Consider the following 14,045-nt stretch of genomic DNA (forward strand, 5'->3'; position numbering starts at 1 on the left):
AGGTTCTAATTCTTGCGATAGGAGGTGCCGGGGTGGACTTTGCCGTCGATACCGAGGCGATCGCCGTCGGGGACGTCGCCGCCGAGGTGCTCACACGACACGAGACGGTCTGGGAGTCGAAGTTCACCGACACCGTCGGTGGCTTCGACGCCGCGCTCTGGGACGAGATGACCGCTGCCGGACTCGGACAGTTGGCGCTTCCGGAGTCGCTGGGTGGTGACGATCTCGGCATCCTCGCGTTGACGCCGCTGTTGCGTCGGCTGGGGGAGTCGGCGGCCGTGGTGCCCGCGATCGGATCACTGGCCTCGGCGCTGGTGCTGCGCGCCCTCGACTCGCGGCAGCGATGGGCGGGCACGCTCGCCGAGGGCGCCTGGCACGCCGTCGCACTCGGCGAGCTCGGCGGTGCACTCACCGACGCCCCGTCGACCACGCTGCGCGATGGCCGGCTGAACGGCGTCAAAACCGGAGTCCTGCACGCGGAGGGCTCGACGGTGCTGCTCGTCGGCACCGACGCCGGAGTAGTCGCGGTACGCACGGAGGCACCCGGAGTGGCGCTGGTGCGCACCCCGTCCTCGAGCGGCTGGGGTGAGTACACGGTGCGTTTCGACGACGTGTCCGTCGACGCCGCCGACCTGCTGACCGCCGACCTCGCGCTGTTGCGCGACGCCTACCGGATCGCGTTGTGCGTCTACGCCGACGGCCTGATCGCCGGCGCCACCCGACTGACCGCCGACCACGTCACCAACCGTCAGCAGTTCGACAAGCCGATCGCACTGTTCCAGGCGGTCAGCCAGCAACTCGCCGACGTCTACGTCGTCGGCCGTTCGATGAACCTCGCGACCACCTCCGCGGCGTGGCGTATATCGGAAGATCTTGATGCGCAACAGGATCTGGCCATCGGTACCTATTGGATGGCCGACGAGCTGCCCCCGACCCTGCGCACGATGATCCACCTGCACGGCGGACTCGGCGTCGACGTCACCTATCCGTTGCACCGATACTTCTCGATCGCCAAGGACCTCGCCAGGCTGGTCGGGGGGTCGTCGGCGCGGATCGACGAGCTGGCGGACCTGCACACCGAGGAGACCGCCGATGTTCATTGATCTGACACCCGATCAACGGGCACTCAAAATGCAACTGCGCGAATACTTCTCCGACCTGATCAGTCCCGAGGACGCGCACACCATGCTCACCGAGCGGCACGGTGAGACCTGTCGCAAGGTGATCAAGCAGATGGGTACCGACGGGTGGCTCGGCGTCGGATGGCCCAAAGAGTACGGCGGCAAGGGTTTCGGTGAGATCGAACAACAGATCTTCACCAACGAGGCGGTCCGTGCCGACGTCCCGCTGCCCGCGGTGACCCTGCAGACCGTCGGCCCGACCCTGCAGGAACACGGCACCGAGGAGCAGAAGGACCTGTTCCTACCCAAGATCCTCTCCGGCGACGTGCATTTCGCGATCGGCTACACCGAGCCCGAGGCCGGCACCGACCTGGCGTCGCTGACCACCACCGCCGTGCTCGACGGCGACCACTACGTCGTCAACGGACAGAAGATCTTCACCACCGGTGGCCACGACGCCGACTACATCTGGCTCGCGGTACGCACCGACAAGAACGCCCCGAAACACAAGGGCATCTCGATTCTCATCGTCGACACCACCGACCCCGGCTACTCATGGACGCCGATCATCACCGCCGACGGCGCACATCACGTCAACGCCACCTACTACAACGACGTGCGGGTGCCGGTGTCGATGAGTGTCGGTGAAGAGGGCGGCGGCTGGCGCCTGATCACCACCCAGCTCAACCACGAGCGGGTGATGCTCGGCCCCGCCGGACGCATCGAGGGACTGGCCGCGCGCGTGCGGCGCTGGGCGCAGCGCCCGGGCGCCGACGGCGTACCGATCGCCGAGCACCCCGACGTCCGGCGCACACTCGCCCGGATCGACGCCTACGCCCGGATCAACGAACTGCTCAATTGGCAGGTGGCCTCCACCGGTGAGGCCATCTCGATGGCCGACGCCGCGGCCACCAAGGTCTTCGCGACCGAACGACTGCAGGGCATCCACCGCATGATCGACGAGATCCTCACCCGCCATGGTGATCTCACCGACCCCGACACCGACGAGCTCGTGCGATGGCTCGACGTGCAGGCCAAACGCAACGTGGTCATCACCTTCGGTGGCGGCGTCAACGAGGTGATGCGCGACATGATCGCCACCGCCGGACTCGGATTGCCGAGGGCCAAGCGATGACCGCCCGGACGAGCGAGGCCATCCTCGAGGCCACCGAACAGATCAAGGCGGCCGGACCGAGCGCATCGGTCGCCGGCCGGGATCCGGTGAACCTACCCATGATCCGCAACTGGGTGGAGGCGATGGGTGACGACAACCCCATCTACGTCGACGCCGACGCGGCTCGTGGCGCAGGCCACCGGGGGATCGTCGCACCACCGGCGATGGCGCAGGTGTGGACGATGCGCGGACTGCGCGGGGTGCGCAGCGCCGACGATCCGCTCGGGCGCGCCAGTGAACTGTTCGACGAGGCTGGCTACACCTCGGTCGTCGCCACCAACTGCGACACCACCTATCACCGCTACGTGGAGGTCGGTGAAGAGGTGAGCCTGTCGGCCGAACTCGTCGACGTCGTCGGACCCAAGACCACAGCACTCGGCGAGGGCTGGTTCTTCACCACCCGCAACACCTGGTCGGTCGGCGACGAGGTGGTCGCCGAGATGGACTTCCGCATCCTCAAATTCCGTCCGCCGGCCGGCCCATCCGTTCCGGGGACGACGACGGTCCCGGAGGATCTGGACCCCGCGAAGATGTTGCGGCCCAGTGCGTCCCGGGACACCGCGTTCTTCTGGGACGGTGTGGCGGCACACGAACTGCGCATCCAGCAGGTCGCCGACGGCTCGTTGCGGCATCCGCCGGTCCCGGCGACCTGGAAGCCCCGCGCAGCCGACGGTACCGTCCCGGACACCGACTTCGTGGTCTCCACCGGGCTCGGCACCGTGTACAGCTACGTGGTGCACCGTGCGCCGAAGGTGCCCGGCCGCGGCCTGCCCTTCGTCGTCGCGCTCGTCGAACTCGATGAGGGTGTACGCATGCTCGGCGAGCTGCGCGGCGTGGACCCCGATGCGGTGGAGATCGGGATGCCGGTCACCACCACCTATCTCGACTTTCCCGCCGACCCCGATACCGGTGCGCCGGCGTGGACGCTCTACGCCTTCACCTCGCGTGAGGACGGAGGACGGTCATGACCCTCGAGGCGGCACCGGCAGTGGAGGTGGGAACGAGGTTGCCGGAGTTGATGATCGAGGCCACCCCGACCTTCGTCGTGGCGACAGCGCTGGCCACCCGCGACTTCCAGGACGTGCACCACGACCGGGATCTCGCGCACGCCAAGGGCTCCAAGGATATCTTCGTCAACATCCTCACCGACACCGGACTGGTCGAGCGGTTCGTCACCGACTGGGCCGGCCCGTCGGCGCGCATCACCACGATCACCCTCAAGTTGGGGGTGCCCTGGTACGCCTACGATGCGGTGACGTTCACCGGCGAGGTGACCGCATGCGATCAGGACGCGGTCACCGTGTCGGTGGTGGGTGCCAATTCCCTTGGCAAACACGTCATCTCGACGGTCTCACTGACGTTGCACGCAGGAGCGAAGTGATGGGAACAGCGAAGTGACGGGAACACTGAAGTGACGGGAACACTGGGCGGACAGGCCGCCATCGTCGGCATCGGTGCCACCGAGTTCTCCAAGGATTCCGGGCGCAGTGAGCTCCGGCTGGCCGCGGAGGCGGTGGGTGCGGCGATCGCCGACGCCGGATTGACCCCGGCCGATGTCGACGGCCTGGTCACCTTCACCATGGACACCAATGCCGAGATCGCCGTCGCCCGTGCGGTCGGCATCGACGAGATGACCTACTTCTCCCGCATCCACTACGGCGGCGGGGCGGCGTGTGCGACCGTGCAGCAGGCCGCGATGGCGGTCGCGACCGGTGTCGCCGACGTCGTCGTGGCCTACCGTGCCTTCAACGAGCGGTCGGGATTGCGCTTCGGGCAGGTGAATTCGGCAGTCGCCAATCAGGAGAACTCGTCGGGTACCGACAATGCGTTCTCCTACCCGCACGGCTTGTCGACCCCGGCCGCGTTCGTCGCGATGGTCGCGCAGCGTTACATGCACGACTACGGCGCCACCAGCGCAGACTTCGGTCGGATCGCCGTCGTCGACCGCAAACACGCAGCGGTGAACCCGAATGCGTTCTTCCACGGCAAACCCATCACCCTCGACGACCACCAGGCCTCGCGATACATCGCCGAACCGTTGCATCTGCTGGACTGCTGCCAGGAGTCCGATGGTGGTGTGGCGCTGGTGATCACGTCGGTCGAACGTGCCAAGGACCTGCCGCACACGCCTGCGGTGATCGCCGCCGCTGCCGCCGGAAGTGCGGCCGACCAGTTCATCATGACCAGCTACTACCGCGACGAGTTGGCGGCGCTCCCCGAGATGGGCATCGTCGGCCGGCAGCTGTGGGAGCAGTCCGGGTTGCGTCCCGACGACATGGATCTGGCGATCCTCTACGACCACTTCACCCCCTACACACTGCTCCAGCTCGAAGAGCTGGGCTTCTGCGGCCGGGGCGAGGCCAAGGATTTCGTCGCCGAGCCCGGCGCCCTGGAAGTGGGTGGGCGGTTGCCGCTCAACACCCACGGCGGCCAGCTCGGTGAGGCCTACATCCACGGCATGAACGGCATCGCCGAAGGTGTACGGCAACTGCGCGGCACCTCGGTCAACCAGGTCGACGATGCGACGAGGGTCGTCGTGACCGCGGGCACCGGCGTCCCCACCAGCGGTCTGGTGCTGACCGCATGACCTCACACCCCGAAGGAGTTCGTCAATCATGACCCCAGACGCCCAAATCCCCGTTTCGCAGATCCCCGTTTCACAGACCCCGTTCAAGTTCAACCTGGCCGACGTGTTCGAGACCGTCGCGGACTCGGTGCCCGAGCGGATCGCCCTGAGTTACGAGGGCCGCCAGATCAGCTACGCCGAACTCGACAGGCTCGCGAACCGGGTGGCACACCTGTTGCGCGACAACGGTATCGGTACGGCAGATCACGTCTCACTGTTCCTGAAGAACAGCGTCGAGCACGTCACCAGCCTGCTCGGGCTGCTGAAGATCCGCGCGGTCCCGGTGAACGTCAATTATCGGTACACCAACTCCGAGCTGCGCTACATCTTCGACAACTCCGACTCACGAGGCATCATCGTCGAACTCCCCGAGCATCAACGCAGTGTTGCCGCGCTGCTTCCCGAATTGCCGCTGGTGCGCACGGTGTTCGTCGTCGGCGACATCATCGACGAATTGACCGCGGCCGCAGCGTCGTTACCCGAGGGGCGCACGGTCTCGATCGTGCCGTTCGCCGACGAGGTCGCGGCGTCGGAAGCGCGTGACTTCGAGGCCCGCACCGGTGACGAGCTGTACCTGCTCTACACCGGCGGCACCACCGGATACCCCAAGGGCGTGATGTGGCGTCACGACGACTTCTTCCGCAAACCCATCTCCGGCGGCAACCCGTACGGCGACGCCCGCAAGGATCTCGCCGAGGTGGGCAGTGCGGTCAAGGAATTCGGCTCCATCGCCTTCAACATCGCGGCTCCGCTCATGCACGGCGCGGCGTCGTACTCGTTGTTCACCTTCCTCACCCTCGGTGGGCGATTGGTGCTGATGCGCGACTTCGACCCGGCCGCGATCGTGGCGGGCATCGAGGACGAGAAGATCCAGATCATCCTCATCGTCGGTGACGCGATGGGTATGCCGCTCGTCGAGGAGATGGAACGCCGCAAGGACGACGTCGACCTGTCGTCGCTGTTCTCGGTGACCTCCGGCGGCGCGATCTGGTCGCACCACAACCGCGACCGGTTCGCGGCGATCAAACCCGAACTCATCCTGCGCGACAACTTCGGCGCGTCGGAGTCGGGCAACGACGGTGAGATCATGATGGACGACAACGGCAATCTGCGGGTGCCGCCGACCGACAAGATGATGGTCGTCGACGAGCGGCTCAACCGGATCGAGCCCGGCTCGGGCGACGTCGGTTACATCGCACGCATCGGCAATGTGCCGCTCGGGTACTACAAGGACGAGGAGAAGAGCGCCCGGACGTTCCCGACCCTGCCCGACGGCCGTCGCATCTCGATCCTCGGTGACATGGGCACCGTGGAGGCCGACGGGTCGATCGTCTTTCTCGGCCGGGGTTCGCAGTGCATCAACACCGGTGGGGAGAAGGTGTACGCCGAGGAGGTCGAGGCGGTGTTGCACGCCCATCCCGCGATCGGTGATGCGCTCGTCGTCCCGGTGCCCGACGAACGCTACGGTCAGCGGGTGGCCGCGGTCGCCCGCGTTGCCGACGGCGAGGCGGAGCCCACCCTCGCCGAGATCCAGGAGTACTGCCGCGAATCGCTGGCCGGATACAAGGTTCCGCGCACCATCGTGTTCGTCGACGAGGTCAAGCGCACCCCGGCGGGCAAGGCGGACTACCGCTGGGCCAAGAACACCGCGGCGGCCTCCGAGCAGCAGGCTGTGACAGCCTGACCGCAGGTCACATCACCTGTAGGCCGACCCAGAGCGCGACGACCGCGGCGACGAGGGTCGGCGGAACGGTGAGCGTGCCCAGCAGCACGTAGCGTCGCGTCGGCGGCGCGATGGTGTGGCGGCGCATCACGTCGCGCCACAACAGGTTTGCCAACGAACCGAAGTAGGCGAGATTGGGGCCGATGTTGACGCCGAGCAGCATGGCCAGCGCCAAGCCGTGATCATGGGCGACCATCGGCAGCAGGAGCAACGTCGCCGGGAGATTGTTGAGCACGTTGGCCGCGACCGCCGCCAGCGCAGCCACCGCCAGGAGTGCCCACAGCGAGTTGCCGCCCGGGATGAGATGGGTGATCGCCTCGCCGATCGGTCCGAGCCGGATGGGCAGGATGATGATACCCAGCGCGGCGACGAACGCGAGGAACGGGATGTTCACCGCGCGCAGCGCACGAACCGCGGTGACCACGGGCGCCTTGCGCATCGGAACGATGAGCATCACCGCCGCCCCGACGCCGGCGATCGCGGCCAAGGGAATTCCCAACGGCTCGGCGACGATGAAGCCGCACAGCAGCAGACCCAGCAGGATCAGGGTGACGACCGGCGCCGGGCGCCGGGTGGCGCTCTCCGGTGTGCCGCTGGGCGGCTCCGCCGGAGTGCGGGTGGTCTGCGGTGCGGTGGTCCGCAGTTCACCGGCGAAGAAGATCCGGAAGATGACGTATTCGACGACGATCGCGACCACCCATGGCGCCGCCATCAGTCCGGCGAAGGAGAGAAAGCCGAGCCCGGTCGCCGAAAAGGCCAGCAGATTGGTCAGATTCGACACCGGCAACAGCGTCGAGGCACTGTTGGCCAGATGTGCGGTCGCCGTGCCGACCGGGGTCACCCGGGCGCCGATCCGCCGCGCGGTGGCCACTGCCACCGGGGTCAACAGCACGATCGTGGTGTCGATCGACAGCACCGCCGTGGTGAGCGCCGCGGCGACGAACACCAGGCCGAGTAGGTGCGTGGGCGATCCGCGGCTCCAGTCCGCGAGCAACTGACCCACCCAGGCGAAGACCCCGGTGCGTGCGCACACCTCGGCGACGACCAGCATGGCGGCGAGGAAACCGATGGTCGGCCCGATGAACCCGAGTTCGTCGCGCACCTGTGACCACGACACGACGCCGAGCAGGGTCAACAGCACCGCGGCCGGAACCGCGACGATCGCCGGCGAAAGGCGTTGTGCGGACACCGCGATCCCGATGACGGCGATCAGGGCGAGCACGGCCACGGCGGTGCCCAGTGGACTGTGGACGTCGAGCACGTCGAGAGCCTACGCAACCACTCGTCGCGGCGCGAGGATCGTGGTCACCACGGACCCGACGACGAGGACGATGCCCAGCACCAGACACCCCTGGTTCATCGGGACGACGAAGGCGTCCTGCGCGCCGTGCAGGACGCGGGCGCCGAGGTCACCGGGCAGCCGCGCCGCGACTTCTTTTGCCTCGGCCAGTGAGCGGGTGATGTGGTCGGCGGCAGCGGGCTCGGCACGGACGAGGTCGGCGGTCGGGCCGATGCGGTGTGCGTATCCGGCGGCGAGCAGACTGCCGGCCAGGGCGATGCCGATGGCGGCGCCGATCTCGCGTGCCGTGTCGTTGACCGCGGAGCCGACACCCTGATTCTCCAGCGGCGTGTTGGACATGATCGCGGTCGTCGACGGGGCGGTCGCCAGACCGATACCGATCGCGCAGATCGCGAGCATCCACGCCATCATCCAGTAGGCGTCGTAGTCGATGACCCCCAACAGGATCAGCCCGATGCCGGCGATGAGCAGCCCACTGCCCAACACGAAGCGCAGTGAGTGAAACCGCACCGCGAGCCAATTGCCCAGCAGCGCAAAGATGCTCACACCCAGTACCATCGGCATGAGGGCGAAGGCCGAGCGCAGTGGCGAGAAGTCGAACACCAGCTGCAGGCGTTGCAGCAGAAGGTAGAAGGCGCCGAAGGAGGCGAAGAACTGCAGCGCCACCGACAACGCACCGGCGCCGAACGCGCGATTGGTGAACAGGCGGACATCGAGGAGTTGCCGGGTGCCGCGCAATTCGATCAGGCAGAACACTGCGACGAGGAGTACGCCGCCGATCAGGGTGAGAAGGACCAGCGCATCATCCCAACCGCGGTGTGGGGCCTCGAGGAGCCCGAACACGATGCCGGTGACCGCGAGGATCGACACGGCCGATCCGGCGTAGTCGAAGGGTCGTGGATGAGAGTCCTTGGAGGTGCCGATCGTCAGGCACACCAGTGCCGTCAGCACCGCCGACGCGGCGAAGGTGACGAAAATCGAATGCCACGAGAAGAATTCCAGCAGGATGCCGGAGACGAAGAATCCGGCGATCGCGCCGGCGCCGGCGACCGCGGCCCAGATACTGATGCCGATGCTGCGTTTGTCGGCCGGCACGCCGGAGGTGATGAGCGACAACGTCGTCGGCATGATGAATGCCGCGCCCACGCCGGCGACGCAGCGGGTGATGATCAACTGCGTCGGATCGGTGGCCCAGATCGCCGTCAGCGACCCGACCGCGAAGATGGCCAGACCGACGATCAACATCTCGCGGCGGCCGAAGCGGTCGCCGATCGCGCCGGCGGGCAGCAGCAGCGCGGCGAGGGCGAGGGTGTAGCCGTCGGCGATCCAGGTCATCTGGCCGGTGTCGGCGCCGAGGTCGATGGCGATGTCGGCGAGCGCGGTGTTCAGTGCGGCCATGGCGGCGACCACCATGCTGACCGCCGCACAGGCGATCGCGATCAGCCACACCGAGCGCAGATCGAGCGCCCTGAGCCGATTCATCCGGCCCTCCCTCCCCGGAGTGCTGCAGAAAACGAATCCAAGAGTGTGATCCAGCCGACACGCGGGGCGCAAATCGCGACACCACAGGCAACCTGTGACACATTGATCACTGGAGTAACAAACCCGGGGTTGCAGATCGCCACTGTGGTCGTGGCCTCGGACAACCGAAAGTGGGAGATCATGGCCGCACCGGTCGCCTCTTCACGATCCACCGACACGCCGACCGCACGCCTGCACGTCTGGCGGGTGCTGGTGATGCTGGCGGCGCTCATCGCCGTCGTGTGCGCGCTGGTACTCGTCGTCACCAGCGCCGCCTGAGGGCCGCGACGCCCACCCGGGTGCGACCGGGTGAGCGAGCCGCGGCCGCGGGTCACGCGTGCTTCTCGATCACGTCGCCGACGGCGGGAAGTGCCTCGGACACATAGCCCTTGGCTTTGCCGCGCAGCGTGCCGTAGGCCTTGGCCAGCGGCGCCTTGGCGGATTCCACCTGGGCGTCGGTCACCGCGAGCAGGGCCTCCGACGCGGTGTCGGGGTCACTGGCCAGATGCGCACCGAACGGTGTGCCCGCGGGCTTGGAATCCCAGAACGGCTGCAGGGCGGCGACGAATTCGGGGAGCATCAGGTTGGTCGCCTTCTTCACGATGTCGGGCTTGACCTTGCCGACGGCACCGTATGCAGCCTTGACGGTCGCACCGCCGAGCCCCTTCTGGGCTGCGACCTGCGAGTCGATCACCCCCACCAGATCGTCGACGACGGCCGGACGGTTCGGACCGAGCAGGGACTGCAGCGAATCGCTCATCAAGATTCTCCTCAAGGGACGGTTTCGACGAAGGACGGGCGCGGCCGGCGCGACCGGCGCCCCCTGAGCAGAATAGACGGATCGGTCAGTTCTCGAAGATGGTGCGCAGCGCCGGCGCCACGCCGCGATGATCCCGGATCGGAAGGCAGCGGCCGTGGCCGAGGAGCGCCAGGTCGGCCGCCAACTCGAGGTCGTGTTCGCCGGAGACGTCGACGAGGACGTCGAGCCGGTTCAGGGTTCCCGGGATCTCCCGCGGGTCCGGGCCGGCGTTGTGCACGCAGTCGCTGAGCAGCAGCACGCGGGAGTCCGCAGCGGGTACCCCACGGAGTTGGTCGGCCGCGGTGCTCAACGCGAAGCTCAGATTGGTCAGCCCCTGGGTGGGCAGCGTGAGCAGTGCGTCGATGACCCGGTCGGGGTCGACCGGATCGCCGAGCCGGGAGATCACGGCGGCATCGGACCAGAAGGCGATGACCGACACGGCATCTCGGGAGAGTTCACCGGTCAGCGCGCCGACGGTGGCCGCCGCGGTGCGGACCTGTTCTCCGCGGGCCGATCCGGAGATGTCGACGACGATCACCACCGACCGCCTGCGCCGGATGCGCCGGCGCACCGCGATGTCGTCATCGGTCGGCAGCGGATTCGCCGCGATCGCCTCGAGTGTCACATCGAGATCGATCTCGTCGGAATCGCCACGCCACCGACCGGTCCGCAGGGTTCCGGTGGCCGACCGCGGGGCACGTGGGGATCGGACGACCTCGGTCAATGCGAGTTTCCAGGCGATCTGATGTGCCCGCCTGCGGGCTTCGTCGTCATGTGCGGCCGGGTGGGCGGCAGTGTCGAGTTCGCCTGTCTCCGAGGTCATTCCCGGTTGGGTCGAGCCCGGCGTGCCAGGTGCCCCGGGCGGGCGGCGATCACGTCGGCCGAGGAGAACCCAGCCCGCGCCGCCGGCGCCCGGCACGAGGAGATCGGGCTCGGTGTCGAGGTGCTTCGGTTTACGACGCAGCGGTGCGAGTGTGCGCGGGTGGGTGTGCCGGGCACCGCGGCGGCGGGTCAACGGCGACTCGGCGGCGATCGCTCTTCAACCGGGCTCGGCCGCCGCGGGGTCGAGGACGAAATGGTCCTGCCAGATCTCGGTCAGGACGCCCTCCGGAGTGGTGAAGGCGGTGTCGTCGAGATGGATTCGACCCGACAGCGCCACCATCATCGCATCGAGGACGGTGGCGGTGTAGTCGGTCGGCAGGTCGCGCGGAGGTGGCACGGCGCCGTCGGCGGGCACAGGAACCCCGCGCATCGCGCACAACTGTGCGGTGATGAGCGCGAGGTCGATCGCTCCGCGCACGCTGCTGCCCTGGCGGATGTCGTCACGGATCCGGGTGGCCCGGGTCAGTGCCACCGAGTCGTTGACGATCCGATCCGACCCCGATCCGGTTCGGCGCCGGACGATCTCGCGTTCGGCAGCGTCGTCCTGATAGTCCACCACGAGTCGGCACATCCGATCGTGCACCGAGGTCGACAGGCGTGTGGTGCCCACGTTGTCGTACGGATTCATCGATGCGACGATCCGGAAACTGTCGGCGGCGACGATGGTTCCCACCCGTGGCACGGTGATGACCCGTTCGGCCATCGCGGTCAGCAGTGTGTCGACGGTGTCCTCGGGCGCGCGGTTGAATTCCTCGACGTAGAGGAACCCGCCGCTACGCATCGCCTGTAGCAGAGGCCCATCGACGAAATTGTCGGGGCGGTAGTCCTCTTTGAGGACGCGGGCGGGATTGTGGTGGCCGACAAGGTGACTGGGCGTGAGATCGGCATTGCCCTCGACCAGGATCAGGGGAATGCCCCAGTGTGCGGTGATCGCCCGCAGCAGGGTGCTCTTGGAGGTACCCGGCGGGCCCTCGAGGATCATGTCGCGTCCGGCGGCGACCGCGGCGAGGACGAGATCCAATTCGCGGTTGCGCCCGACGATCTCGGTCGCGACGGCCGAACGGACCGCAGCGACATCGCTGCGGTCCGTCGTCGGGCTGGATCCCGTCGGAATGGTCCCCGTCACGTCACCGGATCCGTGTTCACGCCGGTCAGCAGCATGTGCCCGGCGTCGACCGGAATGGTGACGCCGGTGACGGTGGCCGCCAGATCGGAATTCAGGTACAGCGCCGTGTTCGCGATGACCTCCGGCGGCATGAACGAGGTGCCCTTGAGTGCGTGGAAGCTGTAGCCACCCGCGATGAGGTCGTCGGGAGTGCCGCCTTCGTGCCCGGCGAACATGTCCCACGCGCCTTGCTGGTTGGTCATGGGCGTCAGGATCGCACCGGGATTGATGGAATTGCAGCGGATTCCGTACGGGGCGAGTTCGAGCGCGATGTTCTTCATCAACCCGATCACGCCGTGTTTGGTCGAGACATAGTGGGCGTAGTTCATGCCCGGTTCGAGTCCGTTCACCGAGGAGGTGATGACGATCGAACCGGACTGACGCTCGATCATGTGTGGTGCCACGGCCTTTGCCGATTTCCAGACCCCGGTCAGGTTGACGTCCATCATGTCCGACCACATCTGTTCGGTCATCTCCCAGAACGGTGCCCGGGTCCAGATGCCGGCGTTGGCGATGAGGATGTCGATCTTCCCGAACTCCGCGATGCCCGCGGCGACTGCCGCGTCGAGCTGGCCCTGATCACGAACGTCGGCGTCGAAGGTCAACGCGCGACGGTCGAGTGCCTCGACCTGACGCACGGTCTCGGCCATGTCGTCGGCGGTTGCGAGCGGGTAGTCGACCGATCCGAGGGCCTGCGAGGTGATGTCGAGCAGGATCACGTCGGCGCCCTCGCGTGCCGAGGTCACCGCGTGGGCGCGGCCCTGCCCGCGGGCGCCGCCGGTGATGAGTGCGGTCTTGCCGTCCAATAGTCCCATGTCAACTCCTTTGTCGTTGGGTCTGTGTCTTTGGGTCTTTGCCGTGGGGATGGGAGAGGTTTACAGCGCTCCGCCGGCGTCGATGACCTGTGTGGTTCCGGTGACGTAGCGTCCGGCGTCGGAGACGAGATAGAGGATTGCGTTGGAGATGTCGATGGGTTCGACCATCGACACCGGTAGCCGGTTCATCTGCGAGGCTGCCTCTTCGAAATCGGCCCGGGTCGGTTCCTCGAGATCCGGTCGGAACAGTTTGTAGGTGGGCTCGTTGAGGATCATGTCGGTCGCGACCGTGGTGGGATGCACGGTGTTCACCCGAATGCTCTGCGGCCCCAGCTCTTTCGCCAGTACGCGCATCAGTCCGATCAAACCGTACTTGGCGGCGGTGTAGTGGGCGATGTTCTCATTGGTGGTGATGGCCGCGAGCGAACTGGTCAGGACCACTGCACCGCCGCGCCCACCGGCGACGATGTGCGGCACCGCCGCGCGCACGGTCTTCCACACGCCGGTCAGGTTGATGTCGATCATGGTCTGCCACGTCTGCTCCTCCATCTCGAGGGTGGGGGCCATGGTGGAGATCCCGGCGTTGGCGAGGACGATGTCGAGCCGGCCGAGGGCGGCGACCCCGTCCTGCGCGGCCTTGGTCAGGCCGGCGAGATCCCGCACGTCCACCTCGGAGGCGATGATGCGACGGTCGAGCGCCTCGACCGCACGCACGGTCTCCTCGAGATCGCCGGGACGTGCCGTTGCGTAGGGGACGGTGTCGACCTGTTCGGTGATGTCGACGGCGATGATGTCGGCGCCCTCTTGCGCCAGACGCAGTGCGTGACTACGCCCTTGGCCGCGTGCTGCTCCGGTGATGAAGGCGACCTTGCCTTCGAGTGTGCCCATGATGATGACCTGCTTCCCTCGACGAACTCGT

14 protein-coding genes are annotated in these 14,045 nt (G+C 67.2%); 7 read left to right on the plus strand and 7 right to left on the minus strand.

Annotation, left to right across the window (positions count from 1 at the left end):
• The first annotated feature begins 32 nt into the window (after nucleotides 1–32).
• Genes QNM97_RS02235 through QNM97_RS02260 form a run of 6 tightly spaced genes read left to right on the plus strand, consistent with a single transcriptional unit; the run spans nucleotide 33 to nucleotide 6,605 of the window.
• Nucleotides 33–1,103 (plus strand): acyl-CoA dehydrogenase family protein, encoded by a 1,071-nt coding sequence (locus QNM97_RS02235; protein WP_283821406.1) that lies wholly within the window; start codon nucleotides 33–35, stop codon nucleotides 1,101–1,103.
• Nucleotides 1,093–2,256, plus strand: a complete 1,164-nt coding sequence (locus QNM97_RS02240) for an acyl-CoA dehydrogenase family protein (RefSeq protein ID WP_283821407.1) — start codon at nucleotides 1,093–1,095, stop codon at nucleotides 2,254–2,256. The genes QNM97_RS02235 and QNM97_RS02240 overlap by 11 nt, the downstream gene beginning before the upstream one ends.
• Nucleotides 2,253–3,263, plus strand: a complete 1,011-nt coding sequence (locus QNM97_RS02245) for a bifunctional MaoC family dehydratase N-terminal/OB-fold nucleic acid binding domain-containing protein (RefSeq protein WP_283821408.1) — start codon at nucleotides 2,253–2,255, stop codon at nucleotides 3,261–3,263. Before QNM97_RS02240 ends, QNM97_RS02245 begins: the two co-directional genes overlap by 4 nt.
• Nucleotides 3,260–3,676, plus strand: coding sequence for a MaoC family dehydratase (locus tag QNM97_RS02250; protein ID WP_283821409.1), 417 nt, complete (start codon nucleotides 3,260–3,262; stop codon nucleotides 3,674–3,676). Before QNM97_RS02245 ends, QNM97_RS02250 begins: the two co-directional genes overlap by 4 nt.
• Nucleotides 3,677–3,706: 30 nt before the next feature.
• Entirely contained in the window at nucleotides 3,707–4,882 is a 1,176-nt protein-coding gene (locus QNM97_RS02255; RefSeq protein ID WP_283821410.1) for a lipid-transfer protein, read from the plus strand.
• A 28-nt stretch (nucleotides 4,883–4,910) separates the two neighbouring features.
• Nucleotides 4,911–6,605: an AMP-binding protein gene (locus tag QNM97_RS02260; protein WP_283821411.1), complete on the plus strand. Its 1,695-nt coding sequence runs from the start codon at nucleotides 4,911–4,913 to the stop codon at nucleotides 6,603–6,605.
• 7 nt (nucleotides 6,606–6,612) lie between these two features.
• Here QNM97_RS02260 and QNM97_RS02265 read toward each other — a convergent pair whose 3' ends face one another.
• Both QNM97_RS02265 and QNM97_RS02270 read right to left on the minus strand, forming a co-directional pair.
• Complete coding sequence (locus tag QNM97_RS02265) at nucleotides 6,613–7,905, minus strand: SLC13 family permease (protein WP_283821412.1); 1,293 nt, start codon at nucleotides 7,903–7,905, stop codon at nucleotides 6,613–6,615.
• Nucleotides 7,906–7,914: 9 nt separating this feature from the next.
• Complete coding sequence (locus QNM97_RS02270) at nucleotides 7,915–9,426, minus strand: MFS transporter (RefSeq protein ID WP_283821413.1); 1,512 nt, start codon at nucleotides 9,424–9,426, stop codon at nucleotides 7,915–7,917.
• 150 nt (nucleotides 9,427–9,576) lie between these two features.
• On the opposite strand from QNM97_RS02270, the gene QNM97_RS02275 reads away from it, so the two are divergent.
• A complete protein-coding gene (locus QNM97_RS02275; RefSeq protein ID WP_231386592.1) occupies nucleotides 9,577–9,744 on the plus strand; it encodes a hypothetical protein in 168 nt (55 codons plus the stop codon).
• Between the two features lie 52 nt (nucleotides 9,745–9,796).
• On the opposite strand, the gene QNM97_RS02280 is transcribed toward QNM97_RS02275, so the two are convergent.
• The 5 genes from QNM97_RS02280 to QNM97_RS02300 form a co-directional block, all read right to left on the minus strand.
• Entirely contained in the window at nucleotides 9,797–10,225 is a 429-nt protein-coding gene (locus QNM97_RS02280) for a DUF6918 family protein (protein ID WP_006369781.1), read from the minus strand.
• A gap of 85 nt (nucleotides 10,226–10,310) precedes the next feature.
• The gene (locus QNM97_RS02285; protein WP_283821414.1) at nucleotides 10,311–11,279 is read right to left on the minus strand and encodes a vWA domain-containing protein; all 969 of its coding nucleotides are present in this window, start codon (nucleotides 11,277–11,279) and stop codon (nucleotides 10,311–10,313) included.
• Nucleotides 11,280–11,303: 24 nt separating this feature from the next.
• Nucleotides 11,304–12,272: an AAA family ATPase gene (locus tag QNM97_RS02290; RefSeq protein WP_283821415.1), complete on the minus strand. Its 969-nt coding sequence runs from the start codon at nucleotides 12,270–12,272 to the stop codon at nucleotides 11,304–11,306.
• Nucleotides 12,269–13,126: a mycofactocin-coupled SDR family oxidoreductase gene (locus QNM97_RS02295; RefSeq protein WP_283821416.1), complete on the minus strand. Its 858-nt coding sequence runs from the start codon at nucleotides 13,124–13,126 to the stop codon at nucleotides 12,269–12,271. The genes QNM97_RS02290 and QNM97_RS02295 overlap by 4 nt, the downstream gene beginning before the upstream one ends.
• Nucleotides 13,127–13,186: 60 nt before the next feature.
• The gene (locus QNM97_RS02300; RefSeq protein ID WP_283821417.1) at nucleotides 13,187–14,014 is read right to left on the minus strand and encodes a mycofactocin-coupled SDR family oxidoreductase; all 828 of its coding nucleotides are present in this window, start codon (nucleotides 14,012–14,014) and stop codon (nucleotides 13,187–13,189) included.
• Between the last annotated feature and the right edge of the window lie 31 nt (nucleotides 14,015–14,045).

The sequence above is a fragment of the Gordonia sp. L191 genome, assembly GCF_030077625.1.
Classification (GTDB): Bacteria; Actinomycetota; Actinomycetes; order Mycobacteriales; family Mycobacteriaceae; genus Gordonia; species Gordonia polyisoprenivorans_A.

Excerpts from the sequence above, each read along its gene's own strand:
- QNM97_RS02240 (WP_283821407.1), top strand. The coding sequence starts at position 1,093 with ATGTTCATTGATCTGACACCCGATCAACGGGCACTCAAAATGCAACTG.
- QNM97_RS02245 (WP_283821408.1), top strand. The coding sequence starts at position 2,253 with ATGACCGCCCGGACGAGCGAGGCCATCCTCGAGGCCACCGAACAGATC.
- QNM97_RS02250 (WP_283821409.1), top strand. The coding sequence starts at position 3,260 with ATGACCCTCGAGGCGGCACCGGCAGTGGAGGTGGGAACGAGGTTGCCG.
- QNM97_RS02260 (WP_283821411.1), top strand. The coding sequence starts at position 4,911 with ATGACCCCAGACGCCCAAATCCCCGTTTCGCAGATCCCCGTTTCACAG.
- QNM97_RS02270 (WP_283821413.1), bottom strand. The coding sequence starts at position 9,426 with ATGAATCGGCTCAGGGCGCTCGATCTGCGCTCGGTGTGGCTGATCGCG.
- QNM97_RS02280 (WP_006369781.1), bottom strand. The coding sequence starts at position 10,225 with ATGAGCGATTCGCTGCAGTCCCTGCTCGGTCCGAACCGTCCGGCCGTC.
- QNM97_RS02295 (WP_283821416.1), bottom strand. The coding sequence starts at position 13,126 with ATGGGACTATTGGACGGCAAGACCGCACTCATCACCGGCGGCGCCCGC.
- QNM97_RS02300 (WP_283821417.1), bottom strand. The coding sequence starts at position 14,014 with ATGGGCACACTCGAAGGCAAGGTCGCCTTCATCACCGGAGCAGCACGC.